Source organism: Pseudomonas pudica (genome assembly GCF_015680405.1).
GTDB lineage: Bacteria > Pseudomonadota > Gammaproteobacteria > Pseudomonadales > Pseudomonadaceae > Aquipseudomonas > Aquipseudomonas pudica.
Genome location: NZ_JADLJS010000073.1, coordinates 1 through 15,309, shown reverse-complemented (window position 1 = coordinate 15,309; position 15,309 = coordinate 1). Strand labels below are relative to the sequence as shown.

Genomic DNA, 15,309 nt, shown 5'->3' with positions numbered 1-15,309 from the left:
CCCACCCGCCGCGGGGGGGCCCGGCCCCGCCCCCCCCACCACCCCCCCCCCCCCCCTCCCACAAGGACCGCGTGTCAACCGCAGTTGACGCGAACCACCTTGCCCTGCTCGTCCACATTCAGGTTCAAGCGCTCGGAGCGGTACTCCAGGGTAACCACGTCGTGCGGCTTGAGAATGCGGGCCATCTGCGAGCCAGTGGCCTTGCGCGCCTGCTCCAGCAGCTCGGCGCTGGCTGGCTTGCCAATGGCGAAATCGGCGCCGCTGGCTTCGCAGCGGCCATCGTTGCCTGCCGGGGTGGCTGGCGCAGCGCCACCAGCAGAATTGCCACCAGTGCTGCAACCAGCCAGGACAGCAGCCACCGCCAGGGTTGCCAGGTAAGCACGGGTACGGAACATGAAGCCTCCTAAATCGGTCCGGGAACTGTCTGATCCGACAGCTCCGCTCATCTTTTGTTGCAAAACCGGTCAAGTCTGCCTGAACTCACCAGCAGAGGCGAAAACGCAATCGTGACCGGATTTTGCACAACCTGCTGCGTTTGCCATATGCTTAAGCCGCAAGGTCACTGACGCAAAGTCATGATTTAGTGCAAGAAGTGGAGCGCACCCCGCCTCCATCGAACACCAGGGTCAGGTGTTCGCCCCTTCGTCCCGGGCCCCAAGCGAGAGCCTTTCATGAGCAGCCACAGCATCGAAGCCGATATCAAGGTCAAATGGGCCGAAGGCCAGAGCGCGTACAGCCCTGGCACGCCGGAGGAGTTGCTGCTGATTGCCATCGACCTGCTGGTGCGCGATCGCGGCGCCGAGGCGGCACGCAGCTTCTTCGACCAGGTGTTCGAGCGCTACGCGCCGCACACGGCTATTCCAATCGCGCCAAACGGGCGCTGAGCAGGTCGAACAGGCCCTGGGCATCGCCCTCCTCCACCCACATCACATTGGCAGGCTGCTTGAGCACGCCGTACCAGTCGGCAAGGGTCTGGCCGAAGCTGGGGCCTTCGCGGCTGTCGATGCTCACATGGATGCGCCGGCCGCTGAACAGCTCGGGCTTGAGCAGGTAGGCGATGACGCTGGCGTCGTGCACCGGGCCGCCGGGCATGCCGTACAGGTCCATGTCGTGGGTGATGTAGGCGTTGAGTATATCCACCACCCGTCTGCTGGCCTGGTTGTTCACCGCCGCCAGTTGCTTGAGGCGGGCGTCGCTGGTCAGCAGCTTGTGGGTGACGTCCAGCGGCAGGTAGGTCAGTTGCACACCGCTGGCCAGCACCACTTCGGCGGCATGCGGGTCGGCATAGAGGTTGAATTCCGCCGCCGGGGTGATGTTGCCGCCGTTGAAATGGGCACCACCCATGACCACCACTTGCTTGATGCCTTTGACGATGTCCGGGCGCTGGATAAGCGCCAAGGCCAGGTTGGTTTGTGGGCCGAGCATGGCGACGGTGATGCTGTGGGGCTTGGCGGTGCCAAGGGTGTCGACCAGGTATTGCACGGCATTGCCTTGGGCCAGCGGCGCTTTCGGCTCGTGCACCTGGATGCCGGTGAGGCCTTCTTCGCCGTGCACGTCGGCAGCGTAGATCGGCTTGCGCACCAGTGGGCGAGCGGCGCCGGCGTACACGGGGATGTCTTCGCGGCCGGCCCATTCGCGGGCCAGGCGGGCGTTGCGCGAGGTTTTTTCCAGGCGCACGTTGCCGGCCACGGTGGTGATGGCGCGGATGTTGAGCTCGTCGGGCGAGGCCATGGCCAGGAACAGCGCGACCACGTCGTCGGCGCCAGGGTCGGTGTCGATGATCAGGTCGATGGGGGCGGCCTGGAGGGTGGTGGCTGCGGCCATGAGGGCGATTCCTTGTAGCAGGGGTTTGAGCATGGGTGGCACTCCTGTTGCCTGGGTGGGTTTCTGGGGCCGCTTTGCGGCCCAATCGCCGGCAAGCCAGCTCCCACAGGTCGGCCTCAAGCATTGTGCAGTACCTGTGGGAGCTGGCTTGCCGGCGATTCGGGGGCGCAGCCCCCGCCTTCAGAAAGTCACGCCGGAAATCAGCGCGATGTTGCTGTAGGGCTGGCACTCGCCAGTGCGCACTACCGCACGGGCATTGCGTGACAATTCCTTGAAATCTTCATGGCTCAGCCATTCGCGCTTGCCCAGCTTGCCCTTCAGCCGCTCGATCTCTACCAGCGCCGGAGGCACCACTTTCTGCATCTCTTCGGCAAGCACGTGGCGCTCTACCTGCAACTCGCTCAGCACAACCCGCAATACGCTGGCGAAATCCGGCAGGCCAGGCGTGACGGCCAGGTCGATCAGTTCTACCCCCGGCGGCACCGGCAGCCCGGCATCGCCGATCACCAGGATGTCACCATGCCCCATGCCGGCGATGGTCCGCGACAGGGCGACGTTCAGCAGCGGGGTTTTCTTCATGGCGCAAGCTCCGCCAGGTAGGGAATCGACGGCTGGGCGCCGGCGCGGGTAACCGACAGGGCCGCGGCGCGCTGGCCGAAGGCGATGGCTTCGCCCTCCTCCAGGCCGCGCACCAGGCCAGCGGCAAAGCCGCCGATGAAGGTATCGCCGGCTGCGGTGGTATCCAGCGGCTGCACCACCGGCGCGGGGAAGTGCTGGTGGCCCTGAGGGGTGACCAGCAAGGCCCCTTGCGCGCCAAGGGTAATGATCACTTTGCCCGCGCCCAGTTGCAGCAAGCGCTCGCCGGCGCGCCGGGCACCGTCCAGATCAGCCACCGCCACCCCGGTCAGGGCTTCGGCCTCGCTTTCGTTGGGCGTCAGGTAGTCGATGTGGGCGAACCAGTCCTCCGGCAAGGGGCCGGTCGCCGGCGCCGGGTTCAGGATCACCCGCTTGCCCAGTTCACGCCCCCTGGCCAGGGTCCAGGCCACGGTGTCGGCCGGCACTTCCAGCTGGCAGATGATCACCTCGGCCGCCTGCAGCAGCGCATCGAACCGCTGCACCGACTGTGGCGTCAGCAGGCCGTTGCCACCGGGGATGATGACGATGCAGTTCTGGCTGGCGGCATCCACGGTGATCAGCGCCACACCGCTGGACACGCCCTGACAAGTGATGACGCCCTGGCAGTCGATGCCTTCCACATACAACGCCCGGTGCAGTTGCCGACCATAATCATCGTCGCCGACATTGCCGATCATCGCCACGCTGCCGCCCAGGCGTGCCACGGCCACCGCCTGGTTGGCCCCCTTGCCGCCCGGCACGGTGAAAAAACTTTCGCCGGGGAGTGTTTCGCCGGCCCGGGGCAGGCGCTGGGCGCGGGCCACCAGGTCCATGTTGAGGCTACCGACTACCACGACCTTGGCACTCATCACATTTCCTTAGCGTTAGCGGTAATCGTTGAAGAGGTCCGGGCGCGGCCCGGTGGACTCGCGCAGCACGATGCGCGGGGCGACGATGCGCTGCTCTGCCGTGCCCTGCCGGGGTGTGCCGATACGCGCCAGCAACAGCGACGCGGCACTTTCGCCCAACTCGCGGATCGACTGGCCCACGGTGGTCAACGGCGGGTACACATAGCGGCTGAGTTCGATGTCGTCGAAGCCAATCACCGACAGCTCGCCGGGCACGTTGATTTTGCGCTCGGCCGCGGCACGCAACACGCCGAAGCCGATCATGTCGTTGCCGGCGAAAATCGCCGTGGGCCGCCTGCCCTCCAGCAACCGGGTTGCCACCGCATGGCCCCCGGGGCTGGTGAAGTCGCAATGCAGCACGCGGTCGCCAAGCACCGGTGCGCCGGCCTCGGCCATGGCGCGACGGAAGCCGCTCAGGCGCAGCTGGGTGACCCCGGTCTCGGCGGGGCCGCCGATATAGGCAATGTCGCGATGGCCTAACTCCAGCAAGTGGCGGCTCGCCAGGTAGGCGCCCTGCTCGTGGTCGATGCGTACCAGGTCGGCATCCACGCCATCCAGTTCGCGGTCGACGACTACCATTGGCGTGCGCACGCCAGCCAGGCTTTGCACCAGGTCGCTGTCCTGGCCCACCGAAGCCACTACCAGGCCGTCGATGCGTTTTTCCAGCAGCACGCGCAGGTAGCTGCGCTGCTTCTGCGGGTTGTCGTCGGAGTTGCACAGGATCACGCAGTAGCCGTTGCGCTCGCAGGCGTCTTCGATGCCCCGTGCCAGTTCGGCAAAGTACGGGTTGACGCTGCTGGGCACCAGCAAGCCGATGGTGGCCGTGCTGCGCGCCTTCAGCGAGCGGGCCACGGCGCTGGGCACGTAGTCGAGCTCGGCGATGGCGGCTTCGACTTTCAGCCGTACGTGCTCACTGACAGGCCGGGTCTTGTTCAGCACATGGGACACGGTGGTGTAGGAAATACCCGCCAGTGCCGCGACGTCTTTGATGGTTGCCATGTTCTCAGTTCCGCCGGGCTGCACGCCGGCTACGGTAAGTGTCGAGCACCACGGCGATGACGATCACCGCCCCGGTGATGATGCGTTTGGTCGGTTCGCTGGCACCGATCTGCGCCAGCCCTGCGGCCAGCACCGAAATGATCAGCACGCCAAAGAAGGTGCTGATGACCGAGCCACGCCCGCCCATCAGGCTGGTGCCGCCAATGACCACGGCGGCGATCACCTGCAGTTCCAGGCCGGAGCCGGCATTGGGGTCGGCGGCTTCCAGGCGCGAGATCTGGAACAGCGCGGCCAGGCCGGCAAGCAGGCCCATCAGGGCGAACACCAGCACCTTGTACGGGCGCGGGTCGATGCCGGCCAGGCGCACGGCTTCTTCGTTGGTGCCGATGCCGATCAGGTAGCGGCCGAATACCGTGCGGGTCAGCACCAACTGGGCCAGCACGATCACCAGCAAGGCGATGATGAACGCCGGCGAGATGCCGAATGCGATGGGGTTGGAGAACCAGGCATAGGCATCGCCGATATAGGCGGTGCGCGAGTCGGTGAACTGGTAGGCCAGGCCGCGGGCCATTTCCAGCACGCCAAGCGAGACGATGAACGACGGAATGCGCCAGGCCACGGTAACCCCGCCGGTAATGCTGCCGGCCAGCGCGGCCACGGCCATGCCCAGCAGGGCCGAGGGCAGCACGCCCCAACCCCAGCCGAGGATCGCCACACTGACCGTCGAGGCCGCCAGCGCCAGCACCGAGCCCACCGACAGGTCAATGCCGCCGATGATCAGCACGAAGGTCATGCCCACCGCCAGCACCATCAGGTCGGGAATCTGGTTGGCCAAGGTACTGAAGGTGTTGTACGACCAGAAGTGGCTGCTGAGGAACGAGAACAGCACGATCATCGCCAGCAAGGCGCCGGCCAGGCCCAGGTAGGTACCCAGGCCAAGATAGGTGCCACTGCGGCGCACCGGTGCGGCGCCTTGGCTGTCGAGCGGGGTGGTTTTCATGCATCCATCCTGGGAGCTGCGTCATGCAGCAGTGCGTCACGTTTCTGATAACCGGCAAAGGCTGCGGCCAGTAGCTGGTCCTGGCTCCAATGGTCACGCTCGAAGGTGTCGATCAGCCGACCGGCCGACAGTACGGCGATGCGGTCGCAGATCAGCATCAGCTCGCGCAGGTCGCTGGATACGACCACCAGGGCCTTGCCCTGGCGCGCCAGCTCGGCCAGCAGGCCATAGATATCGAACTTGGCGCCGACGTCGATGCCACGGGTGGGCTCGTCGAACAGCAGCACCTGGCAGTCGCGCTCCAGCCAGCGGCCGATCACCACCTTCTGCTGGTTGCCGCCAGACAGCTCGCCCACCACCTGCTGCGGGCCGGCACTGCGAATGCGCATGGCCTGGATCTGGCGCTCGGCCAATGCCGCTTCGGCTTCGCCATCGAGCACCCCGGCCCGTGATACCGCGCCGAGGTTGCCCAGGGCGATGTTGGCGCTGATCGACTGCGTCAGCAGCAGGCCCTCGCCTTTGCGGTCTTCGGTGATCAGCGCGATACCGGCCTGCACGGCAGCCTTGGGCGAGTCGATGGTGACCACCTGCGGAGGCTGGCCGAGGGCGATGCTGCCGCTGTCGGCACGGTCGGCGCCGTAGATCAGGCGCAACAGCTCGGTACGGCCGGCACCGATCAGGCCGGAGATGCCGAAGATCTCCCCTGCCCTGACCTCGAACGAAACTTCACGTACCTTGTCGGCGCGGCTGAGCTTGTCGACCTTGAGCAGCGGCGCGCCGATCTGCCGGCGGCCCAGGTCGATATGCTCGCCCAGCTCGCGGCCGACCATCAGGTTGACCAGTTCGGCGCTGCTGTAGCGCTGGATCGGCTCGTCGCACACCAGTTTGCCGTCACGCAGCACGACGATGCGCTGGGCCACACGCTGCAGTTCTTCCAGGCGATGGGAGATGTAGACGATGGCCACGCCACGTTGGCGCAGGCGCTCGATCTGGGTGAACAGCAGCTCCACTTCGCGCGCGGTGAGCATGGCGGTGGGCTCGTCGAAGATCAGCACATGGCAGTCGCCGATCAGGTTGCGGGCGATTTCGACCATCTGCTGATGGCCGATGCCCAGCTCGCCGACCGGGGTGTCCGGGTCGATGGCGTCGAGGCCGACCTGGGCCATGGCGGCCTTGGCCAGTTGGCGCAGGCGCTTTTGGCTTATCCAGCCAAAGCGGCCAGGCAGGTTGTCGAGGAACAGGTTCTCCGCCACGGTCAGCGTGGGCAGCAGGTTCAGCTCCTGCAGGACCATGCGCACGCCGAGGCGCTCGGCCTCGCTGCGGCTGCCAGGCGCGTAGACCTGGCCGCGGTAGCGCATGTGCCCGGTGGTGGGGGTTTCCAGGCCACTGATGAGCTTGGACAGGGTACTCTTGCCGGCGCCGTTCTCACCGGTCAGCGCCAGCACTTCGCCGGCCCGCAGGTTCAGGCTGACCTCGCCGAGCACGGGCTGGGCGTAGGTCTTGCCCAGGCCGCTGGCAGCGAGCACCACTTCATTGGCCGATGCAGGCATGGCCGTTTCTCCTGCCAGCTATCAGGGCTTGGTGATGAGTTGGACCGGGGTCTGGATGACGTTGTCGGCATCCACGTCGGGTTTCTCGCCCTTGACCATTTTCAGCGCCGCCTGGATGCCAAACACCGCCTGCTGGCTGGCCGCCTGGTCGAGGGTGGCCAGCACACGGCCATCTGCGAGCATCGGCTTGATGGCGTTGATGTTGTCGTAGCCCACCACTTGCACCTGGCCGGCTTTGCCGGCGGCACGCACGGCCGACACGGCGCCCAGGGCCATGCTGTCGTTGCCGGCCAGCAGGGCTTTCAGATTGGGGTATTCGTTGAGCATGGAGGCAGCGACGGCGTTGCCTTTGTCGATTTCCCAATTGCCGCTCTGCACCGAGACGATGTTGATCTGCGCGGCGTCCATGGCGTCCTTGAAGCCGGCAGTGCGCTGCTGGGCGTTGGTGGTGGTCGGCACGCCTTCGATGATGCCGACCTGGTCGCCGGCCTTGAGCTTCTGCTTGGCCAGGAAGTCGCCGACCAGGCGCGCGCCCTTGCGGTTGTCGGGGCCCACGAAGGGTACGCTGATGCCTTTGCTCTGGAGCAGCGCCGGGTCCAGGCGGTTGTCGATGTTGATCACCACCACGCCCTGGTCCATGGCCTTCTTCACCGCCGATACCAGCGCCTTGGAGTCGGCCGGGGCGATGACCAGAGCCTTCACGCCCGCATTGACCATCTGCTCGACGATGCGGATCTGCTCGCCGGTGTCGGTCTCGTTCTTGATGCCGTTGGCAATCAGCTCGAATTCATCGGCGTGGGTTTTCTGGTAGTCCTTGGCGCCGTCTTCCATGGTGCGGAAGAACTCGTTGGCCAGCGACTTCATGACCAGGGCGACCTTGGGCTTGTCCTCGGCGTGGGCGGCAGAAAACGGCAGGGCCAGGGTAAGCGAGGAAATGACAGCGAGGGCCAGCAGACGACCGGGGAACGGCAGTTTCATGAACGATGACTCCGAATCTTGTGTTTTTTGTCGGATCGCAAACGTTTGCGTTGCCTAACTATGGAAACAGGACCGGGGTTTGTCAAATCCGTTTGGCTGTCGGAGGTCAAGTCGAGCTTGGCGCAGTTTATCCGGATTTTTTCCGAAAAGCCGAACGTCTTTTCCTACGTTTGTTCGGAATCCCGAATGACATACCCCCTCATGTGGGAGCGGCCTTGTGTCGCGAAAGGGCCGCAAGGCGGCCCCGGCAATGTGTGCTGTTGCGCCGGAATCTGGGGCCGCTGCGCGCCCCTTTCGCGACACAAGGCCGCTCCCACAAGGCCCGTGCGCGCAACTGGTACGAAACCTGCCTTGCACCCTGTGCGACAAAACAACCATCTCATTAGGAAGAGAGAGAACAATAACGATGAATGCCGCACTGAAAACCTTCGCTCCCAGCGCACTCGCCCTGCTGCTGGCCCTGCCAACCTTCGTCTCGGCCAAAGAAGCCGAAACCCAGCAGAAGCTGGCCAACGTGGTCATTCTCGCCACCGGCGGCACCATTGCCGGTGCTGGCGCCAGCGCCGCCAACAGCGCCACTTACCAAGCCGCCAAGGTGGGCGTCGACAAGCTGATCGCGGGCGTACCGGAACTGGCCGAGCTGGCCAATGTACGCGGTGAGCAGGTCATGCAGATCGCCTCCGAGAGCATCTCCAACGACGACCTGCTCAAGTTGGGCAAACGCGTTGCCGAACTTGCCGAAAGCAAGGACGTGGACGGCATCGTCATCACCCACGGCACCGACACCCTGGAAGAAACCGCCTACTTCCTCAACCTGGTGGAAAAGACCGACAAGCCGATCGTGGTCGTCGGTTCGATGCGACCGGGCACCGCCATGTCCGCCGACGGCATGCTCAACCTGTACAACGCCGTGGCCGTGGCCAGCGACAAGCAGTCGCGCGGCAAGGGCGTGCTGGTGACCATGAATGACGAGATCCAGTCCGGCCGCGATGTGAGCAAGTCGGTCAACATCAAGACCGAAGCCTTCAAGAGCGCCTGGGGCCCGATGGGCATGGTGGTGGAAGGCAAGTCCTACTGGTTCCGCCTGCCGGCCAAGCGCCACACGGTCAACTCCGAGTTCGACATCAAGCAGATCAGCAGCCTGCCGCAGGTGGACATTGCCTATGGCTATGGCAACGTCACCGACACCGCCTACAAGGCGCTGGCGCAGAATGGAGCCAAGGCACTGATCCATGCCGGGACCGGCAACGGTTCGGTGTCGTCGCGAGTAGTACCGGCACTGCAGGAACTGCGCAAGAATGGCGTGCAGATCATTCGCTCGTCGCACGTCAACCAAGGCGGTTTCGTGCTGCGCAACGCCGAGCAGCCGGATGACAAGAACGACTGGGTCGTGGCCCACGACCTGAACCCGCAAAAGGCACGGATCCTGGCGATGGTGGCGATGACCAAGACCCAGGACAGCAAGGAACTGCAGCGGATCTTCTGGGAGTACTGATCGCCAGCCGCCCCTGAAATGCAAACAGCCCCGCTGCCTAGGCGGGGCGTTTTCTGTCTAACTGTTGCGAAATTACTTACAGTGAAATACTGTATGTGCATACAGCAAAAACAAGGAAACACTTGTGTCCAGCACCGTCTCCGCCACCCCAAGCAGCTATGAACAACTGGGTATGCGCATTCAGAAAATCATCAACAGCCCCACTGCCCAGCGCAGCCGTGCGGCATTGATCTTCCGTCTGGAGCAGGAAACCCCGGAAGATTGGGAAACCCTGCTCGAGGAAATTGCCGAAAACGATAACGTCACCCTCGCCCACCGCGACGATGGCGGCGTGCAAATTTTCTGGACCGTACCGAAGGAAGACTGACCGCGCGTTCAACCTCAAGCCAATGCCTGCAGGTAGGCGCTGGCTTCGCGGTAACGCGCCAACCGCGCCAGGTCGGTGGGGCCCGGGCACGGGATACGCGAAAGGTCGCTGTTGTCGGCCAGGTCGGCCAGCTTGACGGTGCGCGCCAGCGGGTCACCGCCCAGGCGCACCACGAAGTCGTGGTAGGCCTCGCCCTCACGGCGGCTGAGCGCCAACAAGGCGGCAAGGATTTTCAGCGCAAAGCCCTCGCGCGCCAGGTCGGCCAGGGTCAGCGGGGTGTCTTCGATCACATCGTGAAGCACCGCGACAATCTGTTGTTCGGTTGTGGAAACCCGCATCATCACGCGTAGCGGGTGGAGGATATAAGCAGCCCCACCCTTGTCGTATTGCCCTTCATGCGCCCTGGCGGCCACGGCAATGGCCCGCTCCAGTGTAGACATGAGGCCCTCCCCGTTCGGCTTCTTCCTGCCAAGCATAGCCAAAACTGTGCGGACAATGTCTAGCGCGCGTGTGACTGCTCGAAATCCGGAGGCTGGCGCGCGCCCTGTAGGAGCAGCCTTGTGCTGCGAAAGGGCCGTACCGACAGCGCATATCTGTTGCCCGTACCGGCCTCTTCGCAGCACAAGGCTGCTCCTACAGGCCCCTGCCAGATCAATGGATCAGGTGTTCCTCGAGTGCGCCTACAGGCTTTTTAACGCGCAGCGCCGTGCTGGATCACCACTGAATCGGTACCCAGCTTGGCCATCACCTCGGCCTTGCGTGCTTCGGCTTCTTCACGGCTGGGGAACGGCCCCATCAGCACCACCGGCTTGCCGTCGCGGTACTCCACCGATGACGGGATGCCCTTTTCGATCAGGCGTGCAGTCATGTCGCTGAGCGCGCCCATGTTGGCGCCCTGGATCACTTCCACATCCCAGCCTTGCGGGGCCGGCTGGCCTGCCAGGGCTTCGGCGCGGCGCTGCAGCTCGGCGCCGCCGCACATCTCGCGGATGCGCAGGTTGTTGCCGCTGTCGTCGACGATGATTTCATACTGGCCATCGCGCTTGATCGCCACGTAGCTGCGGTAGGCCTCGTACTGCCCGGCATCATCCTTGCCACGGACCTGGCCGCAGATGGTGCCCTGGGTGTCGATCCGCACGTTGCCGAACTTGGCAGTCTTGGGGTTGTGCAGGTGTTCGGCCACCTGTTTGTGCACGCCTTCGACCTCGTTCTCACAGCCCGCCAGGGCGAGCACTGCCATTACCACAGCCAGTTTGCGCACGCGTGTACCTCCAGATTCGAAGGCGCGGATTCTAGCACGCCCATCCCGGGCAAGGACCGCGACCATACGTTACACCGTGCAACCAGGGCCATGCACCTCAGGCAGTCATGGCATGCCATGCCTCGTCATGACGGCAGCAGATCCAAGGTCCGTTCGAGCTCATCGAGGTCGATGCGGAAGCCGCTGCCATCGGGTATTCCGACCACAAAGCCGAAATGCTGCTGATCGCGGTCAGTCAGGTACTTGTAGAAGCAGACAAAGCGATCAGGTGGCTGCAGCGTCAGCACCGAAGCGCCGGGCGCCAGCACATTCATACCGTGGATGAGCTGGCTGCCTTCGACGCCCACCACTACCCTGGCCCCGGCACAGGTTTCCACGATGGTTGCCAGGTCGCACCCCAAAGGCGCAAGGATGCGAAAGCCGCGATGTTTTTGCAGATGTTCGGCAATCTGTAGTTCGTTGCGCAGCAGGCGCAGATCTCCGTCACAACCCCGCAAGATGAAGACTCCCGGGTGGGGCTTGTAATTTACCCGCGACAACAACTTCCGGCCCATGGCGCGGTATCGCTCGGACTGGTTTGTGTTGTGGCTGAAGTCATCGAACAGCACCAACTCTCGAAAAAAGGCCGTGTGTAGCCGAAGTGGGTGCATGCCAAGCCATTCTTCGTATTGCGCACCCTGGGAAAAACGGGGGAACCTGCCCGAGGGCGCGGTGGTAACCGGCACGCCTTCGTTACGGGCCAAAGCATAGGTGACGCAATCCTCGGCCAGCCATGTTCCAAACCAGCGGTTGCCGTAACGTGAACAATAAGCGGCCCCACGCTCGATCTCCTGCTCCACGACGATTCGCGGCAACCCGCTGGGCCGGTCAGACAGCCAGAAGCTTGCATTGTTCTTGTACAGTGCGCCATCGATCAGAATGACGTCCTTGATCAGATAGCCCCTGGTAGGGGCCTGTGCGACGCTGCCCAGCCCCTCCATGGTTCGCCGCGGATGCTCGAAAGGAAAGAAACGTTTCTCTTCCCAGCCGGTCACTCGCTCCAGCTGGTTCGGCAGAAAGAAAGCGGGAGGCGCCGGGGTGACCTCGGCGGGGGCGATATCCCAAGTCTTGGCCGCAAGGCTCTTCAGGTTCTCTGACGGTTTTCGTACCAGCCACTTTCTCGCAAGGTACTTGTATGCGGCCAGGCTCCAGCCTTTACGGTCAGATCCCTTCGTGTGTACATCCGAAATATCGTTCATCATCAAGCGCTCTCATTGAAAGGCTATCTTTCATGCTCAGTTGCACACTACTTTTTCCAGAATGGGAGGGGACTGAAAGTGAGCATATCGATCGCGCAAGTTCTCCAACAGCAGTTCGCCAGGCGCTTTCGCACAGTAAATGTATATCTTGAACAAACCACCGAAGACCATTTCGCGATAGCGGTCGACAATTTCCTCGTCACTTGGCCCATCCGGCAAACCCAGATGCAGTGTGAGCCTGCTGCCCTCGACGGCAAATAACGGGAATTCCCAGAGAAACTTGGCGATACCGGTCTTCGGTAGCCGGACGAACATGAAGGCCTGGTTGCCCAAGGTATCCACATCACCACCGCGCCGGCGCTTCCATTTCAAAAGCCCATCGTCCGGACGTGCCAGACATTGGCCGATATCGTAATAATCGAAACCCTGCTCGATGGCCCACTCCAGGGCCATGAAGGTAGTGATCGAGTTGACCTCGCGCAGACGTTTCGGGTCGTTGAAGACGGCCTCCGGGTAGCCAAAGCGAAGCGTGCTCCAATAGCGCTTGCCGGCCCGGGTAATTACACAACCGAAATGACAGGCTACAACCTCGTCGCCTTTCATCACGAGGTCGAGCCGGCCAACGGTCTTGGCGATGCGCAACACGTCCTGGGAATCGAACTGTTGGGCATGCAGGCCATGCCGCGCCTGGGCATAAGGCTGCAACATTTCCCGGTCGGCCTTGCCGATCTCCTCGTCCGTCAGCACCTGCTGCATGCGGTACAGCGGCCGACACTTGCGGATGTTGCGGCGCAGTTCACCGTCGTAGCGGGCGATGATCTCCTCCAGCGGACGCCCCAGTGGGATGATGGCACTCAGATAATGGGGCACGTACAGGGCACCTGCACTGGGCATCTCGCTGATCAGCACCCTATGGGGCGCGACGCCACGCTGTTGCGTGCTATCGCCGGGTTTGGTGTCGACCTCGGGTTTACCGCCGATGAGCAGCTTGGCCATCTCCTTGCGGCTCTTTCGACCGACATATAAAACTTCGTAGTCGTTACTTGTCTGCAGCCGAAAACTGGTAATTTCCCAGCGCCACAAACACGCACGCCCCATTATATCCTGGGCCCAAGTCAAGAACTTTCTTATTTCGAAGCGCATCGACGGCGTTATGAGCTTTCGTATGTGCTCTCTCATTTCATGTCCTTGGAGCTTATCCAGTTAACAGGTAATAAGTACTGCCAAATAAACACCCAACAACCTTTGGCACTTAAACGCCCCAAGGTGCCAGATACCAAAAGATTAAAGATCTGCGGAAAAGGTCTGTCAAGACACGCTTACTCATTGATTATTCAATGATTAGCCATTGGAGACTGCATGTTTTATGACGCCATTTTTTCTACTTGCGGATATGGCGAAAGATAACAACGGCATACCTGACCGTGCGGCGCCTTCACGGCCCAATCAGGTAAACAGGCTGGTTATCATTTCACCGAAAAAGACGCCGATCAGCAGGGCAGGCAGCACTGCAACCTCGCGCTTCAGGTCCAGCAGACCCAGCTTGCGGTTGACAGGAAAAATCAGGAAAAGCGTGAAGAAGGTATGCAGAGCCACACCCCAGACGGCATAGCTCACGCCACCGATGGCCATGAGGACCGGCAGCAGGATAAACAGCGAAACGACCCGGATGATGTTGTCCATTGCCACGTATTTGGTCAGCCCCAGGGCCAACCAGAGCTGGTGTGCCAGCGTGAAGCGCAAGGTGAAAAGAGAGAGCGAGAGAATGGCCATGGTATTGCCAGCGCCGGCATAACGGTCGTCGTACAGCCAACTGATCATCAGCGGGCTGGCAGTCAGCAAAAAACCGCAAGCAAACAGCGAGGTCAGGTCGAACAGCACCCTGGAGCGGTAGTAAAGGCTGCGCACCCGCTCTTTGTCACCACTTCTCGTTGCCTCACTGAAGGCCGGCAAGGCGACCGCCCCCGCCAAGCGCAACAGGACAGACTGAATGGCCCCGAGGATGGCGACAGCGATGGAATAGACCCCCAGCTCCGCGACCGACATGCTTCCGCCGAACCAGATCCGGTCACCCTGCATCGCCAGAACCCCTACGGAGGACGACAACAGGATCCAGCGTCCGTAATCGAACACCTCGCGCAGCGCCGCCGGGTCCCATCGCAGGCGGTTGCGCGGCCCTTGGAAGAGCAGGTGACTGAGCAGGGTGAAAACCAGTGTGCCCAGCAGGCCCGCCGCCACTAATGACCAGATGGAGCGGGTGAGATAGCCTGCCACGAGCATCACTATCAAACCGACAAACTGCGCAATCAGCTCGGCGATAACCACCTTCTTCTGCTGGAAGACCCGGATGGCCACATCGACCTTGGGCGACTGGAAGCCATAGATGATCGCGGTGAGCCCAGACAAAGCCAGCACCATCGGTAGCTCTGGAGCGGCATAGGTGGAATGGGCCGGCCACAGTTCGATGTACTGCGTGAACCTTGCCCCCAGGGCCAATAGCAAGGTCAGAAGGAACAGCACAAACCCGCGGATGACTTGCACAGTCCACACGGTATCGAGAAACAGCGGCTCGTCGCCGCGCGAGCTCTGAATGACGTTCGGCCGCAGCCCAACATCGGAAAGCAGTTGCAGCAACACTGAAACAGTGGTCGCAATGGCCATCACGCCGAACATTTCCGGCACTAGCACGCGGGTGATCACCAGGTTGCCGCCCAGTCGCATGACCTGGGAAGCAACGACAGCAAGAAGGTTCAACCCACTGGCCCACATGGCCCGTTTGCGCAGGCTCAACGGACGCGACGCATCAATCGAAGGCATAGCCGCATCTCTGAACCCATCGCTAGAGACTCACTATAGTCGCAATTTGCTATGCGGCTATCCGAACAGGCTGCAGCGCGTGAAATCGCCCTCCGCTGGACACAACAAAAACAAAAGGGCGACCCCTTGAGGTCGCCCTTTTGATGCCCGGAAACCGGGACTTTTGTTTGGTAGGCACAATTGGACTCGAACCAACGACCCCCACCATGTCAAGGTGGTGCTCTAACCAACTGAGCTATGTGCCTGTCGTGTGGTGC

16 protein-coding genes and 1 tRNA gene are annotated in these 15,309 nt (G+C 62.6%); 3 read left to right on the top strand and 14 right to left on the bottom strand.

All coding sequences use genetic code 11. From position 1 onward, the window contains the following. Positions 1-74: 74 nt before the first annotated feature. Positions 75-395, bottom strand: coding sequence for an I78 family peptidase inhibitor (locus IRZ77_RS25695; protein ID WP_196174598.1), 321 nt, complete (start codon positions 393-395; stop codon positions 75-77). A 276-nt stretch (positions 396-671) separates the two neighbouring features. On the opposite strand from IRZ77_RS25695, the gene IRZ77_RS25690 reads away from it, so the two are divergent. Then, on the top strand, positions 672-884 hold the full coding sequence (locus tag IRZ77_RS25690; protein ID WP_003260960.1) for a hypothetical protein: 213 nt from the start codon (positions 672-674) through the stop codon (positions 882-884). Here IRZ77_RS25690 and IRZ77_RS25685 read toward each other — a convergent pair. The 7 genes from IRZ77_RS25685 to IRZ77_RS25655 all read right to left on the bottom strand — a co-directional run bounded on the left by IRZ77_RS25685 (position 856) and on the right by IRZ77_RS25655 (position 7,874). Beyond that, positions 856-1,857 (bottom strand): nucleoside hydrolase, encoded by a 1,002-nt coding sequence (locus IRZ77_RS25685; protein ID WP_085600462.1) that lies wholly within the window; start codon positions 1,855-1,857, stop codon positions 856-858. The two genes, IRZ77_RS25690 and IRZ77_RS25685, sit on opposite strands and share 29 nt — an antisense overlap. A gap of 147 nt (positions 1,858-2,004) precedes the next feature. Next, positions 2,005-2,403: a D-ribose pyranase gene (rbsD, locus tag IRZ77_RS25680; RefSeq protein WP_085600460.1), complete on the bottom strand. Its 399-nt coding sequence runs from the start codon at positions 2,401-2,403 to the stop codon at positions 2,005-2,007. Further along, positions 2,400-3,308, bottom strand: coding sequence for a ribokinase (rbsK, locus tag IRZ77_RS25675; RefSeq protein ID WP_046614066.1), 909 nt, complete (start codon positions 3,306-3,308; stop codon positions 2,400-2,402). Before rbsK ends, rbsD begins: the two co-directional genes overlap by 4 nt. 15 nt (positions 3,309-3,323) lie before the next feature. Then, positions 3,324-4,346, bottom strand: coding sequence for a LacI family DNA-binding transcriptional regulator (locus IRZ77_RS25670; protein ID WP_153670997.1), 1,023 nt, complete (start codon positions 4,344-4,346; stop codon positions 3,324-3,326). A gap of 4 nt (positions 4,347-4,350) precedes the next feature. Beyond that, on the bottom strand, positions 4,351-5,346 hold the full coding sequence (locus IRZ77_RS25665; RefSeq protein ID WP_046614068.1) for an ABC transporter permease: 996 nt from the start codon (positions 5,344-5,346) through the stop codon (positions 4,351-4,353). Next, a complete protein-coding gene (locus IRZ77_RS25660) occupies positions 5,343-6,896 on the bottom strand; it encodes a sugar ABC transporter ATP-binding protein (RefSeq protein WP_196174597.1) in 1,554 nt (517 codons plus the stop codon). The genes IRZ77_RS25665 and IRZ77_RS25660 overlap by 4 nt, the downstream gene beginning before the upstream one ends. Positions 6,897-6,917: 21 nt before the next feature. Next, complete coding sequence (locus IRZ77_RS25655) at positions 6,918-7,874, bottom strand: sugar ABC transporter substrate-binding protein (RefSeq protein WP_196174596.1); 957 nt, start codon at positions 7,872-7,874, stop codon at positions 6,918-6,920. Between the two features lie 406 nt (positions 7,875-8,280). Between IRZ77_RS25655 and IRZ77_RS25650 the strand changes: the two genes are divergently transcribed. Both IRZ77_RS25650 and IRZ77_RS25645 read left to right on the top strand, forming a co-directional pair. After that, positions 8,281-9,369 (top strand): asparaginase, encoded by a 1,089-nt coding sequence (locus IRZ77_RS25650; RefSeq protein ID WP_108480173.1) that lies wholly within the window; start codon positions 8,281-8,283, stop codon positions 9,367-9,369. Between the two features lie 124 nt (positions 9,370-9,493). After that, positions 9,494-9,736, top strand: a complete 243-nt coding sequence (locus tag IRZ77_RS25645; RefSeq protein WP_085600450.1) for a DUF1654 domain-containing protein — start codon at positions 9,494-9,496, stop codon at positions 9,734-9,736. 14 nt (positions 9,737-9,750) lie between these two features. Here the strand turns inward: IRZ77_RS25645 and IRZ77_RS25640 are convergent, their stop codons facing one another. The 6 genes from IRZ77_RS25640 to IRZ77_RS25615 all read right to left on the bottom strand — a co-directional run bounded on the left by IRZ77_RS25640 (position 9,751) and on the right by IRZ77_RS25615 (position 15,297). Beyond that, a complete protein-coding gene (locus tag IRZ77_RS25640; protein ID WP_046614072.1) occupies positions 9,751-10,176 on the bottom strand; it encodes a GTP pyrophosphokinase in 426 nt (141 codons plus the stop codon). A 251-nt stretch (positions 10,177-10,427) separates the two neighbouring features. After that, complete coding sequence (locus IRZ77_RS25635; protein WP_025338525.1) at positions 10,428-10,997, bottom strand: SPOR domain-containing protein; 570 nt, start codon at positions 10,995-10,997, stop codon at positions 10,428-10,430. A 125-nt stretch (positions 10,998-11,122) separates the two neighbouring features. Continuing rightward, positions 11,123-12,238 carry a glycosyltransferase family 61 protein gene (locus tag IRZ77_RS25630; protein ID WP_046614073.1) on the bottom strand — a complete coding sequence of 372 codons (1,116 nt, stop codon included), beginning with the start codon at positions 12,236-12,238 and terminating at the stop codon, positions 11,123-11,125. Between the two features lie 33 nt (positions 12,239-12,271). Beyond that, positions 12,272-13,414: a hypothetical protein gene (locus IRZ77_RS25625; protein ID WP_135002003.1), complete on the bottom strand. Its 1,143-nt coding sequence runs from the start codon at positions 13,412-13,414 to the stop codon at positions 12,272-12,274. A gap of 267 nt (positions 13,415-13,681) precedes the next feature. Next, positions 13,682-15,052 (bottom strand): oligosaccharide flippase family protein, encoded by a 1,371-nt coding sequence (locus tag IRZ77_RS25620; RefSeq protein ID WP_196174595.1) that lies wholly within the window; start codon positions 15,050-15,052, stop codon positions 13,682-13,684. 168 nt (positions 15,053-15,220) lie between these two features. Continuing rightward, positions 15,221-15,297, bottom strand: a tRNA-Val gene (locus tag IRZ77_RS25615). Between the last annotated feature and the right edge of the window lie 12 nt (positions 15,298-15,309).

Coding starts and splice junctions, on each gene's coding strand:
- rbsK (WP_046614066.1), bottom strand. CDS start 3,308: ATGAGTGCCAAGGTCGTGGTAGTCGGTAGCCTCAACATGGACCTGGTG.
- IRZ77_RS25630 (WP_046614073.1), bottom strand. CDS start 12,238: ATGATGAACGATATTTCGGATGTACACACGAAGGGATCTGACCGTAAA.
- IRZ77_RS25625 (WP_135002003.1), bottom strand. CDS start 13,414: ATGAGAGAGCACATACGAAAGCTCATAACGCCGTCGATGCGCTTCGAA.
- IRZ77_RS25655 (WP_196174596.1), bottom strand. CDS start 7,874: ATGAAACTGCCGTTCCCCGGTCGTCTGCTGGCCCTCGCTGTCATTTCC.
- IRZ77_RS25640 (WP_046614072.1), bottom strand. CDS start 10,176: ATGTCTACACTGGAGCGGGCCATTGCCGTGGCCGCCAGGGCGCATGAA.
- IRZ77_RS25670 (WP_153670997.1), bottom strand. CDS start 4,346: ATGGCAACCATCAAAGACGTCGCGGCACTGGCGGGTATTTCCTACACC.
- IRZ77_RS25695 (WP_196174598.1), bottom strand. CDS start 395: ATGTTCCGTACCCGTGCTTACCTGGCAACCCTGGCGGTGGCTGCTGTC.
- IRZ77_RS25660 (WP_196174597.1), bottom strand. CDS start 6,896: ATGCCTGCATCGGCCAATGAAGTGGTGCTCGCTGCCAGCGGCCTGGGC.
- IRZ77_RS25690 (WP_003260960.1), top strand. CDS start 672: ATGAGCAGCCACAGCATCGAAGCCGATATCAAGGTCAAATGGGCCGAA.
- rbsD (WP_085600460.1), bottom strand. CDS start 2,403: ATGAAGAAAACCCCGCTGCTGAACGTCGCCCTGTCGCGGACCATCGCC.
- IRZ77_RS25685 (WP_085600462.1), bottom strand. CDS start 1,857: ATGCTCAAACCCCTGCTACAAGGAATCGCCCTCATGGCCGCAGCCACC.
- IRZ77_RS25620 (WP_196174595.1), bottom strand. CDS start 15,052: ATGCCTTCGATTGATGCGTCGCGTCCGTTGAGCCTGCGCAAACGGGCC.
- IRZ77_RS25650 (WP_108480173.1), top strand. CDS start 8,281: ATGAATGCCGCACTGAAAACCTTCGCTCCCAGCGCACTCGCCCTGCTG.
- IRZ77_RS25665 (WP_046614068.1), bottom strand. CDS start 5,346: ATGAAAACCACCCCGCTCGACAGCCAAGGCGCCGCACCGGTGCGCCGC.